This window comes from Nocardia sp. NPDC051030 (assembly GCF_040683015.1).
Classification (GTDB): domain Bacteria; phylum Actinomycetota; class Actinomycetes; order Mycobacteriales; family Mycobacteriaceae; genus Nocardia.
Map to the genome: position 1 here is coordinate 344,235 of NZ_JBFBCD010000009.1, position 19,320 is coordinate 363,554.

At 66.2% G+C, this 19,320-nt stretch carries 19 protein-coding genes; 11 read left to right on the forward strand and 8 right to left on the reverse strand.

Annotated features, from left to right (window positions below; translation table 11 throughout):
- Positions 1–167: 167 nt before the first annotated feature.
- From AB0N05_RS29560 to AB0N05_RS29575, 4 genes are read right to left on the reverse strand one after another with little or no spacing between them, the layout of a single operon-like run.
- Positions 168–584, reverse strand: a complete 417-nt coding sequence (locus AB0N05_RS29560) for a nuclear transport factor 2 family protein (RefSeq protein WP_364699780.1) — start codon at positions 582–584, stop codon at positions 168–170.
- On the reverse strand, positions 581–1,747 hold the full coding sequence (locus tag AB0N05_RS29565) for a thiolase domain-containing protein (protein ID WP_364699782.1): 1,167 nt from the start codon (positions 1,745–1,747) through the stop codon (positions 581–583). Before AB0N05_RS29565 ends, AB0N05_RS29560 begins: the two co-directional genes overlap by 4 nt.
- Entirely contained in the window at positions 1,744–2,799 is a 1,056-nt protein-coding gene (locus AB0N05_RS29570) for a thiolase domain-containing protein (protein ID WP_364699785.1), read from the reverse strand. Before AB0N05_RS29570 ends, AB0N05_RS29565 begins: the two co-directional genes overlap by 4 nt.
- A 12-nt stretch (positions 2,800–2,811) precedes the next feature.
- The gene (locus AB0N05_RS29575; RefSeq protein ID WP_364699787.1) at positions 2,812–3,777 is read right to left on the reverse strand and encodes an OB-fold domain-containing protein; all 966 of its coding nucleotides are present in this window, start codon (positions 3,775–3,777) and stop codon (positions 2,812–2,814) included.
- A 62-nt stretch (positions 3,778–3,839) separates the two neighbouring features.
- Between AB0N05_RS29575 and AB0N05_RS29580 the strand changes: the two genes are divergently transcribed.
- The 3 genes from AB0N05_RS29580 (at position 3,840) to AB0N05_RS29590 (ending at position 7,821) form a co-directional block, all read left to right on the forward strand.
- On the forward strand, positions 3,840–4,877 hold the full coding sequence (locus tag AB0N05_RS29580) for an LLM class F420-dependent oxidoreductase (protein WP_364699790.1): 1,038 nt from the start codon (positions 3,840–3,842) through the stop codon (positions 4,875–4,877).
- A 168-nt stretch (positions 4,878–5,045) separates the two neighbouring features.
- Positions 5,046–6,692 (forward strand): acyl-CoA synthetase, encoded by a 1,647-nt coding sequence (locus AB0N05_RS29585; RefSeq protein WP_364699792.1) that lies wholly within the window; start codon positions 5,046–5,048, stop codon positions 6,690–6,692.
- Between the two features lie 130 nt (positions 6,693–6,822).
- Positions 6,823–7,821, forward strand: coding sequence for a sigma-70 family RNA polymerase sigma factor (locus AB0N05_RS29590; RefSeq protein ID WP_364699795.1), 999 nt, complete (start codon positions 6,823–6,825; stop codon positions 7,819–7,821).
- 117 nt (positions 7,822–7,938) lie between these two features.
- On the opposite strand, the gene AB0N05_RS29595 is transcribed toward AB0N05_RS29590, so the two are convergent.
- Entirely contained in the window at positions 7,939–9,135 is a 1,197-nt protein-coding gene (locus AB0N05_RS29595; RefSeq protein WP_364699797.1) for a nucleotide disphospho-sugar-binding domain-containing protein, read from the reverse strand.
- Positions 9,136–9,314: 179 nt separating this feature from the next.
- On the opposite strand from AB0N05_RS29595, the gene AB0N05_RS29600 reads away from it, so the two are divergent.
- Both AB0N05_RS29600 and AB0N05_RS29605 read left to right on the forward strand, forming a co-directional pair.
- On the forward strand, positions 9,315–9,734 hold the full coding sequence (locus AB0N05_RS29600) for a VOC family protein (RefSeq protein WP_364699800.1): 420 nt from the start codon (positions 9,315–9,317) through the stop codon (positions 9,732–9,734).
- A 66-nt stretch (positions 9,735–9,800) separates the two neighbouring features.
- On the forward strand, positions 9,801–10,496 hold the full coding sequence (locus AB0N05_RS29605; RefSeq protein WP_364699802.1) for a maleylpyruvate isomerase family mycothiol-dependent enzyme: 696 nt from the start codon (positions 9,801–9,803) through the stop codon (positions 10,494–10,496).
- A gap of 9 nt (positions 10,497–10,505) precedes the next feature.
- On the opposite strand, the gene AB0N05_RS29610 is transcribed toward AB0N05_RS29605, so the two are convergent.
- The 3 genes from AB0N05_RS29610 to AB0N05_RS29620 form a co-directional block, all read right to left on the reverse strand.
- Complete coding sequence (locus AB0N05_RS29610; RefSeq protein WP_364699805.1) at positions 10,506–11,393, reverse strand: neutral zinc metallopeptidase; 888 nt, start codon at positions 11,391–11,393, stop codon at positions 10,506–10,508.
- 89 nt (positions 11,394–11,482) lie between these two features.
- Entirely contained in the window at positions 11,483–12,610 is a 1,128-nt protein-coding gene (locus tag AB0N05_RS29615) for an acyl-CoA dehydrogenase family protein (RefSeq protein WP_364699807.1), read from the reverse strand.
- Positions 12,611–12,633: 23 nt separating this feature from the next.
- Complete coding sequence (locus tag AB0N05_RS29620) at positions 12,634–13,827, reverse strand: acyl-CoA dehydrogenase family protein (RefSeq protein ID WP_364699809.1); 1,194 nt, start codon at positions 13,825–13,827, stop codon at positions 12,634–12,636.
- Between the two features lie 154 nt (positions 13,828–13,981).
- Here AB0N05_RS29620 and AB0N05_RS29625 point away from each other — a divergent pair, with 154 nt between their 5' ends.
- The 6 genes from AB0N05_RS29625 to AB0N05_RS29650 all read left to right on the forward strand — a co-directional run bounded on the left by AB0N05_RS29625 (position 13,982) and on the right by AB0N05_RS29650 (position 19,319).
- Entirely contained in the window at positions 13,982–14,170 is a 189-nt protein-coding gene (locus AB0N05_RS29625) for a ferredoxin (protein WP_364699811.1), read from the forward strand.
- Between the two features lie 45 nt (positions 14,171–14,215).
- Positions 14,216–15,118: a 3-oxoacyl-ACP reductase gene (locus AB0N05_RS29630; RefSeq protein WP_364699813.1), complete on the forward strand. Its 903-nt coding sequence runs from the start codon at positions 14,216–14,218 to the stop codon at positions 15,116–15,118.
- Positions 15,119–15,419: 301 nt separating this feature from the next.
- Positions 15,420–16,184, forward strand: a complete 765-nt coding sequence (locus AB0N05_RS29635; RefSeq protein WP_364699815.1) for an ABC transporter permease — start codon at positions 15,420–15,422, stop codon at positions 16,182–16,184.
- A 40-nt stretch (positions 16,185–16,224) separates the two neighbouring features.
- Positions 16,225–17,040: an ABC transporter permease gene (locus AB0N05_RS29640; RefSeq protein ID WP_364699817.1), complete on the forward strand. Its 816-nt coding sequence runs from the start codon at positions 16,225–16,227 to the stop codon at positions 17,038–17,040.
- A gap of 9 nt (positions 17,041–17,049) precedes the next feature.
- The gene (locus tag AB0N05_RS29645; protein WP_364699820.1) at positions 17,050–18,291 is read left to right on the forward strand and encodes an MCE family protein; all 1,242 of its coding nucleotides are present in this window, start codon (positions 17,050–17,052) and stop codon (positions 18,289–18,291) included.
- On the forward strand, positions 18,288–19,319 hold the full coding sequence (locus AB0N05_RS29650; RefSeq protein ID WP_364699822.1) for an MCE family protein: 1,032 nt from the start codon (positions 18,288–18,290) through the stop codon (positions 19,317–19,319). The genes AB0N05_RS29645 and AB0N05_RS29650 overlap by 4 nt, the downstream gene beginning before the upstream one ends.
- The last annotated feature ends 1 nt before the right edge of the window (position 19,320 follow it).

Below are 19,320 nucleotides of genomic sequence, written 5' to 3' on the forward strand. Positions count from 1 at the left end.
CGGCGGGGGGCGCACCAACGTAATAAGCCAGACCCGCCAAGAAACCCCCCCGCCCGCGCCCGCCCCGTTCCACCCCCCCCCGGCGGGCGGGCCCCCCCCCCCCCCCCCCCGCCTTGTATTTCCTGCGTGCCCGCCTGCGATAGCAGGCGGGCACGAGAATTGAAGAGCTACTCCGGCTTCATGGTCGCCATGGCGCGTTCCTGCTCCCAGAAGGCCCGCAGGGCAAGGATTTTGCCGTCCTCGTCCACCTTGTAGGTGAAGACGCCCTCGGCGTCGATGACCTGTCCGCCCATGCGGGTGCGGATGAGACCGGTGAAGGCCACCTCACCCCCGCAGGCGAAGGAGTCCTCGAAGCGGAACTCGATGGACTCGGTCGGTGCGATCGCCTTGTCCCAGAAGGCCGCAATGGCTTCCGCGCCGCGGTGGCCTTTGCCTTCGGGGTCGAAGAAGGAGGGCCCGACCGGGTCCTCGACAATGCCGTCGGCGGCGAACAACGCCACCCAGGCCGCCTTGTCGCGGGCGCGCACGGCGCCCTGCGAGGCGGCACCGGCGATCCTGGCCGGGTGTTCGGTTGTCGTCGTCACGGCTTCTCACTCCCCACGACCCACATCGAGAAGTACTGCGAGCCACCACCATACGCATGCCCGAACGCCTTGCGCGCGCCTTCGACCTGATAGTCCCCGGCCCGCTCCATGACCTGCTTGGCGGATTCGGCGAAGCGGATCATGCCGGACGCGCCGATCGGGTTGGACGACAGCACGCCGCCCGACGGGTTGACCGGCAGCTTTCCGCCGATGGCGGTCTCACCGGCGTCGGTGAGCTTCCAGCCCTCGCCCTCCGGCATGAAGCCGAGGTTCTCCAGCCACATGGGTTCGAACCACGAGAAGGGGACGTAGATTTCGGCCGCGTCGATCTCCTCCAGGGGATTGGTGATCCCGGCCTGCTTCCACAGCGCGGCGGCGGCCGCCTGCCCGGCCTTCGGGTTCACCTGATCGCGCCCGGCGTAGGCGAGCGGTTCGGTGCGCATGGCGGTGCCGTGGATCCAGGCCACCTTCTTGCCGGTCGCCTCGACCGCGCGGGCGGAGGCCTCGTCGCCGATCACGATGGCGCACGCGCCGTCCGAGGACGGGCAGGTCTCATCGAAGCGAATGGGATCCCACAGCATTTGGGACGCCGTCACCGATTCCATCGTGATGTTCGGCTGCTTCAGGTGCGCGAACGGGTTTCGCGCGCCATTGCGGCGATCCTTCACCGCCACCATGGCCCCGATGTGCAGCGGCGCATTGGCGCGACGGATGTAGGCGCGCACGTGCGGGGCGAAGTAGCCGCCCGCGCCCGCGCCGACCGGCATGGTGAACGGCACCGGATTCGACAGTGCCCACATGGCATTCGATTCCGACTGCTTCTCCCAGGCGATGGCGAGCACCTTGCCGTGCACGCCCGCCTGCACATGGCTGGCGGCCACGACCGCGGTGGAGCCGCCGACCGAGCCCGCGGTGTGCACGCGCAGCAGCGGTTTACCGGTCGCACCGAGCGCATCGGCGAGGAAGAGCTCCGGCATCATGGAGCCCTCGAAGAAGTCGGGGGCCTTACCGATCACGACGGCGTCGATATCGGCCATGGTCAGGCCGGAATCGGTGAGAGCGCGGTCGATGGCCTCGCGGCACATGCCCGCCATCGAAACATCGGACCGCTTGGTCACATGGTGAGTCTGTCCGGTGCCGAGCACCGCGGCCGCGTAACTCATTTTGCCTCCAGGGTGGCGACCAGGTTCTGCTGCAACGCGGGACCGCTACTGGCGTGTGCCAGTGCGCGATTCGCGGTGCCATTGATGATTTCCTTGGCGGCGAAGCCGATTCGCTCCAGACCGGCCGCGAACATCGGATTGCCCGCCAGCGGACCGCCCGAGGGATTGATCCGGGTGTGCTCGTCCAGCCCGATGGCTTGGGCCAGAATCAGCTGTTCGTGGCTGAACTGGTTGTGCAGCTCGGCGACATCGAAACCGCTTGCGTCGCCACCGGTTACGGCCTTCGCCGCGAGGGTGGTGGACTGCGAGGCGGTCAGGTCGCGTGCACCCAGGATCGGGGTGTCGATGTAGTGCGCCATGCCGGTCAGCCAGGCCGGGCGTTCGCACAGTTCGCGCGCCCGGTCGCCGACGGCCAGCACGATGGCGGCCGCGCCATCGGTGATGGGGGCGATGTCATGCGCCCGCAGCGGATCGGCCACATACGCCGCGGCCAGCAGCTTTTCGATATCCGATTCGTCGACGGCGGCACCGCGGGCAGCGCTGCGCGCCGCGACCTCGGCCATATCCCGCTCGGTCCAGCGACCGGCATCGATACCGGCGCGGGCCTGCAGGCCCGCCATCGAGTAGGCGTCCGGGCCCAGCGGCGCGACCAGGTACGGATCGGTCTGCAGCGTCAGGATCTGGCGCAGCGTTCCGGCCGAGGCCTTGCCGAAGCCGTAGACCAGCGCCGTCTGCGCCTGTCCGGAACGCAGTTTCACCCACGCCTCGTACAGCGCCCAGGCGGCGTCCATCTCCACATGCGATTCATTGATCGGCGGCACCGCGCCGATCGAGTCGATCGCGGAAATGAACGAGAAGGCCCGTCCCGCCAGGTAATCGGAGGAACCCGAGCACCAGAAGTCGATATCCGGGGTACTGATGCCGAGGTCGGCGTACAGCTCGCGGAAGCAGGGGGCCAGCATTTCCACGCCATTGGTGGTGCCCCAGGTTTCCGAAACGTGCGGTGCGTGGGCGAAGCCCACCACCGCGATATCGGTTGCGTTGTCGCTCAACGTTTTCAGCCTTTACAGGTGGTGCGAGAAGGTCTCGTACACGGCATCGGGCTCGCCGGTCGGCCGGAAGTGGTCGATATTGGCCATGGAGTGGCCCCATTCCTCGCGGGGCTTCCACACCGCCTCGACCTTCATGCCCATGCGGACCTCGCTCGCGTCCACGCCCAGCACCAGGTGCAGGAAGGGGATATCGGTGCCGTCGAGCAGCACATACGCGGCCACATAGGGCGGTTTCAGGCGCTGGCCCATGAAGGGCACGTTCACAATGCAGAAGGTGGTGACGATGCCCTTGTCGGACACCTCCACATAGTCCTCGGTCGGTTCGCCGGTGCGCGGGTCCGCGCCGCGCGGCGGGAAGTACACCTTGCCGTCCAGCTTTGCGCGCGCGCCGAGCAGCTTGCCCTCGGCGATGGCCTTCAGGAATTCGGTCTCCTGCGGCGAGGCGGTGTGCTTGAACTCCAGATCGACCGGGGTGATGATGCCGGTCACCGGTTCGGTGTTCGCATCGGATTCGGCCGGGGCATTGGAGGTTTCGCCCGGTTCGAAGCAGGCGATGTCGTGAATGTCGCCGGTGCGCTCGGCGGCCCAGCGGGCGCGCACCCGCATGCCGGTGGAGATATCGGCCGGAGTGGCCACATCCACGGCGTGCAGCAGCGCGGTATCCGCGCCGTCGAGTTTGATGAGCGCGTAGGCGAAGGGCCGGTCGAACGGCTGGCCGGGCAGCGGTTCGGCCACCCAGCTCCACGTCTCGACGGTGCCCACGTCCGCGACGTCCACGAAATCGGTCAGCGGTTCCGCGGTTTTCGGATCGAATTCGGCAGGCGGCACGATCACGCGCCCATCGGTACCGCGCACGCCGACGATTCGTCCGCCGCGCAGGCCGGTGAGGAATCGTCCGATGGTCGGTCCGACGGAACGGGTGTAGTCGAATGTCATCCGCAGCGGTGCGGCGAGTACTTCGGTGTTCCCCAGAGTCACGAGATCGAGTAGAACAGGTTCTAAAGATGGTCGCAAGAGCCCAAGTGGGAAGGGAACCGAACATGCGCTTTGGGTTGCAACTCGGATATTGGGGACAACAGCCGCCCGCCAAGGCTCAGGAATTGGTGATCGCCGCCGAGGAGGCCGGATTCGAGGCCGTCTTCACCGCCGAATCCTGGGGATCGGACGCCTTCACGCCACTGGCCTGGTGGGGTTCGAGCACCCATCGGGTGAAGCTGGGTACCTCCGTGGTGCAGCTGTCGGCGCGCACGCCCACCGCCACCGCCATGGCGGCGCTCAGCCTCGATCACCTCAGCGGCGGCCGGGCCATTCTCGGCCTCGGCGTCTCCGGGCCGCAGGTGGTGGAGGGCTGGTACGGGCAGCCGTTCGCCAAGCCGTTGCAGCGCACCCGCGAATACGTCGACATCATCCGGCAGGTGCTCGCCCGCGAGGGCAAAGTGACCAATGCCGGGCCGCATTACCCGTTGCCCTACAACCGATCCGACGCCAGCGGGCTCGGCAAGCCACTCAAGTCGATCACCCACCCGCTGCGTGCGGATCTGCCGATCTGGCTGGGTGCCGAGGGGCCGAAGAATGTGGCGCTCACCGCCGAGATCGCCGACGGCTGGCTCGCCATCTACTACACGCCGCGACTGGCCGATATGTACAACTCTTGGCTGGATGAGGGATTCGCGCGCCCGGGTGCCCGGCGTTCGCGGGAGGACTTCGACATCGCCGCCACCGCACAGGTAATCCTCACCGATGACCCGCAGGCCGAACTGGATCGGCTGCGCCCGTTCATGGCGCTCTACATCGGCGGCATGGGTGCGGAGGAACTCAATTTCCATGCCCAGGTCTACCGGCGCATGGGCTACGGCGAGCAGGTCGACGAGATCACCAATCTCTTCCGCACCGGCCGCAAGGAGGAGGCGGCGGCCGCGGTGCCCGATCAGCTGATCCTGGACACCACCATCATCGGCGATGAGGCGCACGTGCGTGAGCAGTTGCTGGTGTGGGAGAAGGCGGGCGTCACCATGATGCTCGTGGGCGTGCGCGATGCCGAGCAATTCGCGCGTTTGAAGCCGATCATCGGATCGTAGAACGCGTTCTAAATTTGCAGCCCGCCCGGGTGCCCCGGGCGGGTTTCGCATCGTGCTATTCCTTTTCGGCATTCGGGTCCGTAGTCTGTGGCGTGGGCCACATCCGGTCATCGGGCCAAGTTGAATTTGCGCCTTGCCTCATACGAGAACACGTTCTATTTTGATGCTGTGAGCTACAACATAGCGGACCTCGTCGAACACTCCATCGATCTCATGCCGGAACGTGTCGCGCTGGTCGATGACACCCGTTCGGTGACCTACGCCCAGCTGGAGGACCGAGCCAACCGGCTTGCGCACTACCTGCAGGAACAGGGCGTGCGGCCGGGCGACAAGGTCGGCGTGTACGCGCGCAACACCATCGAGGCCGTGGAGGCTCTGGTGGCGATCTTCAAAATCCGGGCAGTCATGATCAATGTGAACTACCGGTACGTCGAGAACGAGTTGCAATACATCTTCGAGAACTCGGACATGGTCGCGCTCATCCACGAGCGGCGCTACAGCGACAAGGTGGCCAATGTGCTGCCGAACGTCCCGAAGATCACCTCGGTCACCTTCGTCGAGGACGGCACCGATCTGCCGACGCCGACCGGCGCGGTGGAATACGAAGCGGCACTGGCCGGCTCGCACGGCGAGCGGGACTTCGAAGCGCGCTCCTCCGACGACATCATGATGATCTACACCGGCGGCACCACCGGCCTGCCCAAGGGCGTGATGTGGCGGCAAGAGGACTGGTGGCGAGTTCTCGGCGGCGGCATCAACTTCTACACCGGTGAATTCATCCAGGACGAGTGGGAACAGTCCAAGGGCGGTGCCAGCGGCAATGCGCCGATGGTGCGCTACCCGATCCCGCCGCTGATCCACGGCGGCGCGTTCACCGCGACCCTGCACAGCCTGTTCGACGGCGGCAAGGCGGTCATGCTGCCGGAGTTCGGCGCGCACACCGTGTGGAAGGCGATCGAGCAGCACGGCGTCAATATGATCTTCATCGTCGGTGACGCCATGGCCCGCCCGATGCTGGACGCGCTGTCCGAGGGAAACCCGGAAACCGGTCAGCCGTACCAGCATTCGACCCTGTGGGTGCTGGCCAGCAGCGCGGCGCTGTTCTCGCCCTCGCTCAAGGACGAGTTCATCGAGAAGTTCCCGAACGCGCTCATCACCGACTCCATCGGCTCCTCGGAGACCGGGTTCGGCGGTCTGGCCGTGGCCACCAAGGGCGCCACCCACACCGGCGGGCCGCGAGTGAAGATCGACGCCTCCACCGAGGTGCTGGACGAGGACGGCAATCCGGTCGCGGCCGGGTCCGGGCAGGTCGGCATGCTCGCCCGCAAGGGCAATATCCCGGTGGGCTACTACAACGACCCGGTGAAGACCGCCGCGACGTTCAAGGAGTTCAACGGAACCCGCTACTCCATCCCGGGCGACTACGCCCGCGTGGAGGAGGACGGGACGGTGACCATGCTGGGTCGCGGCTCGGTCAGCATCAACTCCGGTGGCGAGAAGATCTACCCCGAAGAGGTCGAGGGCGCGCTCAAGGCGCATCCCGAGGTCTTCGACGCGCTCGTGGTCGGCGTGCCGGACGAGCGCTGGGGACAGCGGGTGGTCGCGGTCGTGCATTGTCGCGGCGAGCAGAAGCCGACGCTGGATGACCTGCGGCCCACGCTGATCCAGGAGATCTCGTCCTACAAGCTGCCGCGCAGCCTGTGGTACGTGGACGAGATCAAGCGGTCGCCCGCCGGCAAGCCGGATTACAAGTGGGCGCTGGCGCAGACGCAGGAGCGCGAGGCCGACAATCACGCTCAGGCCCCCGCCAAGTAGCAACCGGGCACCCGCCGAATAGCGACGCACGAGGCTCCTGTGAAAGCTGTGCCCGCCTGTTGCAAAACAGGCGGGCACAGTCAATTTCGACCCGTGATTCTTGTCGGTGGGTTGTGACAGAGTGTCCCTCATGAGCGAGCAGGCAGGCCGGTCCGCGACGATTACGGACGAGGTATTGCAGTCCTTCGAAGGGCATCGGCGGGAGCTGTGCGCCTATGCCTATCGAATGCTCGGGTCCTCCTTCGAGGCCGAGGACGCGGTGCAGGAGACCTTCACCCGCGCCTGGAAGTCCTATGACTCGTTCGAGGGCCGGTCCAGCATTCGGTCCTGGCTGTACAAGATCGCCACCAATGTCTGTCTGGACATGCTGGACGGTCCGCAGCGCCGTGCCCGGCCCATGGACCTGAACGGCCCCTCCACCCCGGATTCCTCACTCCCGGCTCCGGAGCCGGATTACGTATGGGTGGAACCGATTCCGAATGCCCTGGCCTTCGGTGCGGATCCGGCCGAGGCGGCCAGCACGAAGGACACGCTGCGGCTGGCGTTCGTCGCCGCGGTGCAGCATCTGCCCGCCAGCCAGCGCGCCATCCTCATCATGCGGGAGGTGCTGCGCTTCTCGGCCAGCGAGACCGCCGACATGCTCAATGTCTCCCCGGCCTCGGTGAACAGCGCCCTGCAGCGCGCCCGCGCCACCATGTCCAAGGTGCAGGAGAGCTCCACCGTCTCCGACGTGTTCGACGAGGCCGATGAACAGCAGCGCAAGCTGGTCGACGATTTCGTCACCGCCTTCGAGTCCTACGATATGAGCGCGCTCACCGAGCTGCTGAAAGCCGATGTGGCGCTGTCCATGCCGCCGTTCTCGCTCTGGATCTCCGGCCCGGAGAATGTGGCCGCCTTCATGCTCGGCACCGGCCATGCCTGCCGCGACTCCCGCCTGATCCCGCTGGGCGCCAATGGCCTTCCCGCCTTCGGCCACTACAAGCCCAGCGCCGACGAGCCCGGCGTGTGGGTCCCCTGGTCCATCACCACCCTCGAGCTGGACGGCGACCGCATCTCCGGCCTCACCTTCTTCCTCGACACCGAGAAGCTCTTCCCCCTCTTCGGGCTCGCCCCCGAACTCCGCCCCTAGACCCCGTCGCCGCACCCTTCGGGGCTGCGCCGGGGTGGTCCGGCGCACAGCGGCGACATGCGTTACGGCCCGCCGGGATTCCTCCCTGCGGGCCGTTCGGCTATCAGGACTCGAGTATCAGGATTCGAGTTCTCGGACCGGAAAGTCGCGGTCGGGGACCAGGTCCGGGCCTTCGGAGGTGGGTTCGAGTTCGTGCAGGAGATGGTCGGCGTGGGCTTCGCGGCGGATGATGCCGCCCAGAGCGGCGGCGGCGCGATAAGGGGCCGGAGTTTTGAGGATACGGCGGATGGCGCGGGCCATACGCTGCGGAGAAGCGGTGCGCGGGAGGGTGATTCCGGCCCCGTGGGCGCGGACACGCGCTGCGTTGTCGGCGTGGTCGCGGCCGTGCGGGAGGATCACGACGGGGAGGTCGGCGGCGAACGATTTCATCAGCGTGCCGTGGCCGCCGTGGGTGATGACCAGGCTGGCGTGGCGCATGATGCGCCGGTGCGGGGCCGTGCGCAGGACTGTCACATTGGGCGGGGCGGTCAGCTCGGCGGGGTCCACGGCGGGGCCGGTGGTGATGACGCCGTGCACCGGGAGCGTGGCGAGGGCGTCGGATATGCGCTGGAGACAGTCGGTTTGGCGTTGGAACGTGGTCGAGAGGGAGACCAGGACCACGGGGTTGCCGCCGTCGGGGACCGTCCACGCGGTGTCGGCGGCCCAGTCCGGATCGTCGAGGATGGGGCCGACCCAGCGGACGCCGTCGGGGCGGGGGCCGGGGAATTCGAAAGTCTCGCTGGACAATACGAGTTGGCGGTGGGCCAGCTGGGCCTGGTCCTGATAGTGGGCCACGCGTTCCAGGCCGAAATCGGCTCGGAGAGCATTGAGTTGGGGCAGCAGTTCCTGGTCCCAGCGGCGTTGCACCATGGTGCCGACCATGCGGTCGCGTAGACGGCCGACCGGTCCGTTCGCCCGGCGGAATCCGGAGCCGGGTGGCGGGCCGCCCTCCACCGGCAGCGGGTAGATACCGGGAATGAGCACCGAGAACGGCACCTCGCGGGCCTGCGCCGCGACCATGGCCCCGAAGGCGAAATAGGAGGCCAGCACCAGATCGGGCCGGTCACTGTCGATTTCGGCGGCGGTGTCGCGGGCGTATCCATGACCCGCGCGCGGTCTCAGCAGTGCTCCGGTGGCGGCCACCTGGGCGGCCATGGATTCCTCGGCGAGCACGGTCACCCGGTGCCCGCGGCGGATCAGGCGGCGCACCACGCCGAGTTCGGGCGGCACCGTTCCGCCGCTTCCGGTGAGGGCAACCAGGTAGCTGTACTTCATCGGGCACCTCCACCCGCCACTCTCGCACGCTTGATCGGCCCCCGATGACGCGATGAGCAAATGATGTGTCACAGACCACATCGGAGCGGGGCCGATGAGTTTTCCCGGCTCATCCCGTCCTCATCTAAGACACCGAGTGACACCGCAATAGGGATTGCGGAGCGAAAGGACGGACCGCCATGGCCAGCAAGATGATCTTCATCAATCTCCCCGTTTCCGACCTGGAGCGCTCCAAGAACTTTTACGAGTCCATCGGCTGGAAGGTGAACCAGGACTTCACCGATGGCAATGCCGCCTGCATCGTGGTCGACGACAATATCTGCCTCATGCTCCTGACCAAGGACTTCTTCACCACCTTCAGCACCCGCCCGCTCGGCGATTCGGTCGGCACCGTGAACGGTCTCTACGCCATCTCGCTGGGCAGTGCCGCCGAGGTCGACGCCCTCACCGACGCCGCGGTCCTGGCCGGCGCCACCGAGGAGGTCAATGCCGACAAGCGCGCACAGGAGGCCGAGGTCGGCATGCACGGCCGCACCTTCATCGACCTGGACGGCCACCAGTGGGAGCCGTTCTACATGGCGTACCCCGGCGCGAACTGACGCCCACCCGAGAGGGGCCCGCGGATCGATCGGCGCTGCGGGCCGGTTCCCATTACCGTGACCGCTATGGATTTCCTGGGCATTCTCCGCGACAAGCTCACTTCGTTCGGTGAATTGATCGATGCGGATGTGGATCTCGGCGCGCCGGTGCCGTCGTGCGGGGACTGGACCTTTTATGACCTGGCAGACCATGTGGGGCAAGGGAATATGTGGGTGGTCACCGCGGTCGCGGAACTGCACGGGAAGTATGAGGGGGAGCCTGCGCCCAGGGATCCGGGGGAGCTGCGGCCCTGGTACGACGGGACGGCCGCGGCGATTGTCGAAGCGCTGTCGGTGGATCCGGAGACCGAGGCTTGGATATTCGCGCGGTCGATGCCGCGCACGGTCGGGTTCTGGCGGCGTCGGCGGGCGCAGGAGACCCTGATGCATCTGTGGGATGGGCAGAACGCGCTGGGAACGGCCGAACCGTTCGAGACCGAGCTGGCCGAGGACGGGATCACCGAGGTGTTCGAGATGTTCGCGCAGCGCATGATCTATCGCGGGCTGGCGACCGCGCCGGAGGTCGCGCTCGCGCTGCGGGCCACCGATACCGGCCAGAGCTGGACCTATGGCCCGGGGGAGGCGGTCGCCGAAATCTCAGGCACCGCATCGGATCTGCTGCTGGCACTGTGGGGACGTACGCCCGCTTCGGACGCGGTATTTACGTGGACGGGTGACCGTGCGGCGGGCGAGCGGGTGCTCGCCGGGCCTCTGGTGCCCTAGCGGCGGAAGCTAATTCACTTCGTCCGGGGCGGCGGTCCAGGTGTTGCAGGCCGTGGTGGCCCGGTCCCGATAACCGGCCTGGGTCCAGCGGTAATTGCTCGCGGAGGAGCCGTGCACCTCTTCCTCGACCATATTGGACTCGTCGTCGATGATGTGGCCGACCTTGCGGGCGGACAGCGCGCCGCCCTGTTCGGCCGCGGCCATGGCCATTCCGGCCAGGCACTGGGCCTGCAGTTCCACGCGGCGACTGAGCAGCAGTCCGGTGGGGGAGTCCACACCGGCATCCTGCTGCCGGTGATCCGCGACGCGGGACAGGCCCGTCAATTCCTGTACGTGGTGGCCGTATTCGTGCATGAGCAGGAACAGATACAGGTCCCAGTCCTTCGCGCCGAGATCCTTGCGGCTTTCGTCGGCGACGGGCCAGTACACGGTGTTCGCGCAGTAGAAGGCGACCTCGGTGGGGCTGGCCGTCTTGTGATTGTTGCAGGCCGGTTGGTCGTTCTCGACCAGGACGAGCTTGACCGGCGGCACCGTACCGACGATGTTCGCATCGCGCAGGGCGGGCAGCCAGATCCGCTCCAGGCATTGCAGCCCGGATTCGACGAAGGTGCGCTGGCTCTCGGCGCTCATATCGTTCAGGGGTTGCAGCTCGCACTGCCAGTCCGGCAGGCGCAGACCGGAATTCAGCGTATTGGCTTCCGGTGTCGCCGCGACCGGCTTCAGGAAGGTGGTCGGGATCGTGGACGTCGACACCGGCCGCAGCGTGGTCGTGGTCGTCGCCGCGCTGGCGTTCGGATTCGAGTCGTCGGCCCGAATGGCCTGAGCCGTAACCAGTCCGACGAACACCCCCAGCACGATCACCAGCGGGATCGCGAGCATCAGCGACTGCCGCGACACGGTTATATACCGTGGACTCACCACACACCCCCAGGAAAAGCCAGAAAGGCGGTGGTCCGGATGGACCACCGCCTCGCCGCTTTTCGATCTTAGTTGGCAGGCTCCGCCAGGAGCGAGCCGAGGGCGCGCAGATGATCGTTCGCACCGCCGAGCGCGAACTCATTGTGCTTGGCGGCGGTGAAGTACTGGTTCACGATGTGGTCGCGGTCGATGCCGACGCCGCCGTGTATGTGCACGACCGTGTGTGCCACACGGTGACCGGCCTCGGCGGCCCAGTACTTGGCGGTGTGGACTTCGCTTGCGGCAGGGAGGCCTTCGGCGAGCTTCCAGGCCGCCTGCTGCACGGCCAGGCGGACACCCTGCACGTCGATGTAGGCGTCGGCCAGGCGCTGCGCCACCGCCTGGAAGCTGCCGATCTTGCGATTGAACTGTTCGCGTTCACGCGCGTAGTCGGCGACCAGCTCCAGGCCCTTCTCGAGGGTGCCGAGCTGGGTGGCGGCCAGGCCCAGCCAGGCGCGGTGCAGCAGCCAGTCCAGGATTTCCGGGCCCTGGTCCAGGGTGCCGACCAATTCCGCAGGGGTGCCCGCGAATTCGACCTCGGCCTCGGGGGACCGGTCGGTGACGATCTGGTCCGAGACGCGCACGGTGGCGTCGGACGGATCGACCAGGAAGACGGCGGCAGCACCGTTGACGGTGGCGGGCACCAGGATTCGCGACGCCTGCCGGGCGTACGGCACCGTGGTCTTGAGGCCGGTGATGCGCCAGGTGCCGTTCTCGTCGGCCGTGGTGACCGGCTTGGCGAGCTCCCAGTTGCGCTCCTCGCTCAGCGCCACCGTGAGAATCGTTGCGCCGGTGGCGGCCTGGGCGGCCAGTTCGCGCTGCGTCTCGGAGCCGAACCGCGCCAGCGCGCCCGCGCCGAGCACGATCGACCACAGGTAGGGCACCGCGGCGACGGACTTGCCGAGCTCGCGCAGGATCGAGGACTGCTCGAGCACGCCGAGGTCGCTGCCGCCCACGGACTCCGGCAGGGTGGCCGCCAGCACGCCGGTCTCCGCGAGGGAGTTCCACAGCGTGTCGTCGAACCGCACGGTGGGGGTGCCGTCCGCGCCGGTGTTCTTGTCGAGTTCACGCAGCCGGTCGGCGGTGACCAGCTTGCCGGTCACCTCGGCGGTGAGCCGAGCCAGGTCCTGCTGCGCTTCGGTGAGAGTGAAATCCATGAGGAGTACTCAGCTTTCGAGAATTACCGCGCGGCGGCGGGCTGCTTGAGGGCGGTCATGGCGATGATGTCGCGCTGCACCTCATTGGTGCCGCCGCCGAAGGTGAGGATCAGGCAGGCGCGGTGCATGCGCTCCATCCGGCCGCGCAGCTGCGCGCCCGCGGAATCCTGGCGCAGGTAGGCCTGCGGTCCGAGCACCTCCATGAGCGCGCGGTAGGCCTCGGTGGCGAGTTCGGTGCCGTAGACCTTGCAGGTGGAGGCGTCCCACGGGCGTGGCGCGGCATCCCCGCCCGCGTCGGCGCGGGAGGCGATCTCCCAGTTGAGCAGCTTCAGGTACTCGACCTTGGCGTGAATGCGGGCCAGTGCGATCTGCACCCATTCCTGGTCGATGACGCGGCCGCCATTGGCGTTCTTGGTGTTCCGCGCCCACTCGGTGACCTGCGCGACGGCCAGGGCCAGCGGTGCGGAGGAGGTCAGCGCGACCCGCTCGTGATTGAGCTGGTTGGTGACCAGCGACCAACCGCCGTTCTCCGGGCCCACCATGTCGGAGTGCTTGACCCGCACGTCCTGGTAGTAGGTGGCGCTGGTGTCCGGTCCGGCCATGGTGTGCACCGGAGTCCAGGAGAAGCCCTCCGCCGTGGTCGGCAGGATGAACATCGAGATGCCCTTGTGCTTCTTGGCGCTCGGGTCGGTGCGGGCGGCCAGCCAGATGTAGTCGGCGTAGGCGATGAGGCTGGTCCACATCTTCTGGCCGTTGATGATCCAGTCGTCGCCGTCGCGCACCGCGGAGGTGCGCAGCGAGGCGAGGTCGGTGCCCGCGCCGGGCTCCGAGTAGCCGATGGCGAAGTGCAGTTCACCGGCGGCGATCTTGGGCAGGAAGAACTTCTTCTGCTCCTCGGTGCCGTAGTGCATGATCGTCGGCGCGACCGAGTTGATGGTCAGGAACGGCACCGGGGCGCCCGCGATGGCGGCCTCATCGGTGAAGATCAGCTGATCCATGGTCGAACGATCCTGGCCGCCATACTCTTTCGGCCACCCCAGGGCGAGCCAGCCGTCGCGGCCCATCTCGGCGACTACCTCGCGGTAGACATTGCCTTCACCGTATTCTCCGGTTTGGGCAGAGAGCGCCTGACGGCGTTCTGGAGTGATCAGTCGGGCGAAATAGTCACGCAGCTCAGCACGTAGCTGTTCCTGTTGCGGCGTGTATGCGATCCGCATGGCGATACCTCTAGCCTTCGTCTCAGGGTTCAGCCGATCATTACACAGCAGGTGAAACATGTTCCAGTATTACAGCCCCGAGGAACTGTTTCGGCTGTCCCTGTACCCCCGTGCTTGTTAGGCTCGGGCCGTACCAGTCTTGAAGGAGCAAGCTATGAAGGTCACTGTTGATCTCGACCAGTGCGAGGCGAACGGAATCTGCGTCGGAATCGCCCCCGAAGTGTTCGATCTCGACGATGACGACGTCCTGCACATCATCGGAGCGGAGGTGCCCGCGGGCTCGGAGCGGGATGTGAAGACCGCGGTGGCGCAGTGCCCGAAGGCGGCGCTGAAACTCGGCTGAACCCAGCCTTGCTCCACGGGTGGAACACGTTCTAGAGTCGGCCCGGTGAGCGATTCTGATGTGAGTCTTGCCGGCCGGGTTGCCATTGTCACCGGAGCCGGTGCGGGGCTGGGGCGGGCCGAGGCCCTCGAGCTGGCCCGCGCCGGCGCTTCGGTCATTGTGAACGACCTGGCCGAGAACGACGCGGTGAGCGCGACCCTCGCCGATATCCGGGCGCTGGGCGCGAAGGCGGAGTTCGTCGGCGGCAGTATCGCCGAATCGGCCACCGCCGACGCGCTGCTGCGCACCGCCGAGGAAACCTTCGGCGGGCTGGACATCGTGGTCAACAATGCCGGGATCACCCGGGACAAGATGCTGTTCAACATGTCCGACGCGGACTTCGACGCCGTGATCGCGGTGCATCTGCGCGGGCATTTCCTGCTGACCCGCAATGCGGGCGCGTACTGGCGGGCCAAGTCAAAGGAGGCCGGTGCGCCGGTCTACGGCCGCATCGTCAACACCTCGTCCGAGGCCGGTCTGCTCGGCCCGGCCGGGCAGGCCAATTACGGTGCCGCCAAGGCGGGTATCACCGCTCTGACACTCTCCGCCTCGCGGGCGCTGTCGGCATTCGGCGTGACCGCCAATGCCATTGCGCCGCGGGCGCGCACCTCCATGACCGAGAAGGTCTTCTCCGCGGCACCCGAAGAGGGCCCGGATCCGCTCTCTCCCGACCATGTGGCGCGTCTGGTGGCCTTCCTCGCCTCCCCGGCGGCCGAGGCCGTCAACGGGCAGCTGTTCGTCGTCTACGGCCCGATGGTGGCGCTGATGGCGGCTCCGGTGGTGGAGCGGCGTTTCGACGCCGAGGGGGAGTGGACACGGGAAGGTCTGGCGGACACGCTGGGCGGCTATTTCGCCGAACGCTCGGCGACAGCTACGTTTTCCGCGTCATCGCTGATGGATCTCGGTTAGTCGACCCTTAGTTCCGGTAGCGGGGGTTTCACGCCCGCGACCAGCGGTTGATCACGGGGTCGACCGCTGGTAGGAATGGGGATCGACTATGTGTGGCGTCTCACAAAGATGCCATACCCATCAGTATGGTCAGGGGGTGAACATGTTCTCAAAACTGGACTTTTGTTCAGAAAGATCCCCTGTTCAAAAGCTCGAAACCTTCCCGAATGGCACGAGAACGTGTTCTAATCTTCGGGCGGGACCGAGATCACATTCAAATCTCGGTTGCTATAGCTAGGCAGGGGCAGGAGGAATCGCGGGAATGCATGATGTCCTCGCCGTACCGTTGCGAGCGGTCGGAGGGTTCTTCGAACTCACCGGCAACGTCGCTCGCGCCTTGGTGCGGCCACCATTCCAGCGACGCGAATTCGTCGATCAATCCTGGTTTGTCGCAAGGGTTTCCATAGTTCCGACCTTGTTGGTCGCGATTCCGTTCACGGTGCTGGTGAGCTTCACGCTCAACATCCTGCTCCGTGAAATCGGCGCGGCCGACCTTTCCGGCGCGGGTGCGGCCTTCGGCACCGTCACGCAGGTCGGCCCGATGGTCACCGTGCTCATCGTCGCCGGTGCGGGCGCGACCGCCATCTGCGCCGACCTCGGCGCACGCACCATTCGCGAAGAGATCGACGCCATGCGGGTGCTGGGCATCGACCCGATCCAGCGCCTCGTCGTGCCGCGCGTGCTGGCCTCCATGTTCGTGGCATTCCTGCTCAACGGCCTGGTCTCCGCCGTCGGCATTCTGGGCGGGTTCGTCTTCTCCGTCTTCCTTCAGGGCGTCAACCCGGGCGCGTTCGTCAATGGCATCACGCTGCTGACGCATTTTCCCGAGGTGGTCATCTCCGAAGTGAAGGCCACGCTGTTCGGTCTCGTCGCCGGGCTGGTGGCCTGCTACCTGGGACTCAATGTGAAGGGCGGCCCCAAGAGTGTCGGTGATGCGGTCAATCAGACCGTCGTCTTCGCGTTCATGGCGTTGTTCGTGATCAACGTGGTGGTAACAGCCGTTGGTATCAAGTTCACGGCGCGGTGATCTGATGGCTTTCGTGATCCAATCTCGTTTTCCCCGTGTGATGAATCGCGCACGGCGCGTGTCCGATTGGTTCGACTCGATCGGCAAGCACGCGCTGTTCTACGCGCAGTCCATCGCCTCCGTGCCGCGGGCGCTCATCCACTACCGCACCGAGACCATCCGGCTGATCGCCGAGATCTCCATGGGCACCGGCGCACTCGCCGTCATCGGCGGCACCGTCGTGATCGTCGGATTCCTGACCCTCGCCGCCGGTGGCACCATCGCCGTGCAGGGCTACAGTTCGCTCGGCAATATCGGCGTCGAGGCCCTGACCGGCTTCTTCGCGGCATTCATCAATGTCCGCATCGCCGCGCCGGTGATCTCCGGCATCGGCTTGGCGGCGACCCTGGGCGCGGGCACCACCGCGCAGCTGGGCGCCATGCGCGTCTCCGAGGAGATCGACGCACTGGAGGTGATGGCCATCCGGCCGGTGCCCTTCCTGATCGGCACCCGCATGCTGGCGGGCATCATCGCCATCATCCCGCTGTACTCGCTGGCGGTGATCGCCTCCTTCATCGCCAGTCGCTTTGCGACGGTGGGGATCTACGGGCAGTCCGGCGGTGTCTACGACCACTACTTCGAGACCTTCCTGATCCCCAGCGACATCCTCTGGTCGTTCGCGCAGGCGATCTTCATGGCCATGGCGGTCATGCTCATCCACACCTACTACGGCTATCACGCCTCGGGCGGACCCGTCGGCGTCGGCGTCGCGGTGGGCAATGCCGTGCGAGCATCCCTCATCGCGGTCGTCATGGTGACGCTGCTGATGTCGCTGGCCATCTACGGCACCTCCGGCAATTTCCACCTCTCCGGGTAGGGCGGCGACATGGTGACAGAACGCGACAGGGACGTGAGCCCGATCGGCTCCGCCTTCGTGCAGAAGCAAAGACCCACAAGAACTGTCGAGCAGGGCTGGTTCGTCAAGCTGGCCGGACTCGGCCTGGTCCTCGGCATTGTCGCGGCCGTCGCGATCTGCCTGGTCATGTTCGCGGGCGGCTTGGACAACACCGTCAAGGTGAACGTCGCCGCCCCGCGCAGCGGCCTGGTGCTCGACACCGACGCCAAGGTGAAGATCCGCGGCGTGGAAATCGGTCGGGTGAACAAGGTGACGAATACCGCGGACGGCGCGAATATCGAACTCGCGGTCGACCCGGACAAATTGAAGCTGGTTCCGGCGAACGCGGTCGTGGATATTCGATCCACCACCGTCTTCGGCGCGAAATACATCAATTTCGTGGCACCGCAACATCCTTCGGCCGATTCGCTGCGATCCGGTTCGACGGTCAAGGCCACCGCTGTGACCGTCGAGTTCAATACCATCTTCCAGCACCTCAACGATGTGCTCGCGAAGATCGAGCCGGAGAAGCTGAACTCGACACTGACCGCACTCGGTTCGGCGCTGCAGGGTCGTGGCGACAAGCTCGGCCAGACACTGGTCAACGCCGATGACTTCCTGCGCGCGATCAACCCGAGCCTGCCGACCCTGCAAACGGATTTGCAGAAGACCACCACGGTCGCCGATATCTACGCCGATACCGCGCCGGATCTCTTGCGCACCACCGACAATCTGGTGGTCACGAGTGCCACGCTGGTGGCCGAACAGCAGCAGCTGGATGCCATGCTGGCCAGCGTGATCGGGTTGGCCGATACCGGGACCTCGGTGCTGAACGAGACCGCGTCACCGCTGGCGCAGGCGCTCAATCTGCTGCAGCCGACGGTCGCGACGCTGAACGAATACAAGTCCGCCATCTACTGCACCATTGTCGGCCTCGGCTCGAACATGGCGATCGTCAATGACGAATTCGGTGGCCGCTATGCGGCGGTCACCATGAACGCGGGCGTCATGCCCGGTGGTACGCCGTACCAGTACCCGATGGATCTGCCCAAGGTGAACGCCACCGGCGGGCCGCACTGTGAGGGCGTGCTCGACCACGTGAACGGCCAGAACGCCAATTACCTCGCCACGGACACCTCCGAGGGCGAGGTCTTCTACCCGGAGACCAACCCGCACTTCAATGCCAACGTGTTCCAGCTGCTGTTCAGCGGCATCCCGGGGGTGAAGAAGTGAGATTCAAACCGCGTGCGGTCACCGTCAAGCTCGGTCTGTTCACGTTGATCATGGTGGTCGTGCTGGCCATGCTCGGGGTGATCTTCAGCCAGATGCGCTTCGCTCGGGAGAACGGCTATCACGCCGTGTTCACCAGCTCCTCGGGCATGCTGCCCGGGGCCAAGGTGCGGATCGCCGGTGTGCCCGTCGGCTCGGTCAGCCGGGTGTATGTCGGCAAGGACAAGCTGGCGCACGTCGACTTCGACGTGGATCGCAAGTACAAGGTCTACACCAGCACCCAGGCCACCGTCCGCTACGAGAACCTCGTCGGCGACCGGTATCTGGAACTCGTCGAAGGCACGGGCACCGCGCAGATCCTGAACAAGGGCGGCACGCTCGGCACCGACCGGACCAAGCCCGCGCTCGATCTCGACATGCTGCTCGGCGGGTTCAAACCGCTGCTGCGCGGCCTGGATCCGACCCAGGTGAACGATCTCACCGAGGCACTGCTGCAGGTCTTCCAGGGCCAGGGCGGCACGCTGGTGTCGCTGCTCAATAGTGGTGGCTCCTTCGGCAAGACCCTCGCCGAGCGAGATGCCCTGATCGGCAGCGTGATCGAGAATCTGCGGACGGTGCTCGGCACCATCGACCAGCGGGACGCGGCCTTCGGCACCACCCTTGACGAACTCCAGCGGTTGGTCAGCGGCCTGGCCGCCGACAAGGACCCGATCGGCGACGCCATTCCCCGGATCGCCGGTGCGACCGGTGATCTCACCAATCTGCTGCGGCAGGCCCGTCCGGACCTGAAGAGCACCATCGCGCAATTGGGTCGTACCGCAACGACTGTGGATGATCAGTCCGATGAGCTGGAATGGCTGATTCAGAATCTGCCCGAGTCCTACAAGAAGCTGGTGCGCATCGGCTCCTACGGTTCGTTCCTGAACATCTACGTCTGCGGCACCGACATTCTGGTCGACGGCCCCAATGGCAAACCGCTGCTCGTGGGGACGCCCGGCGGCCAGGAGAACCTCGGAAGGTGTGCCAAGTAGC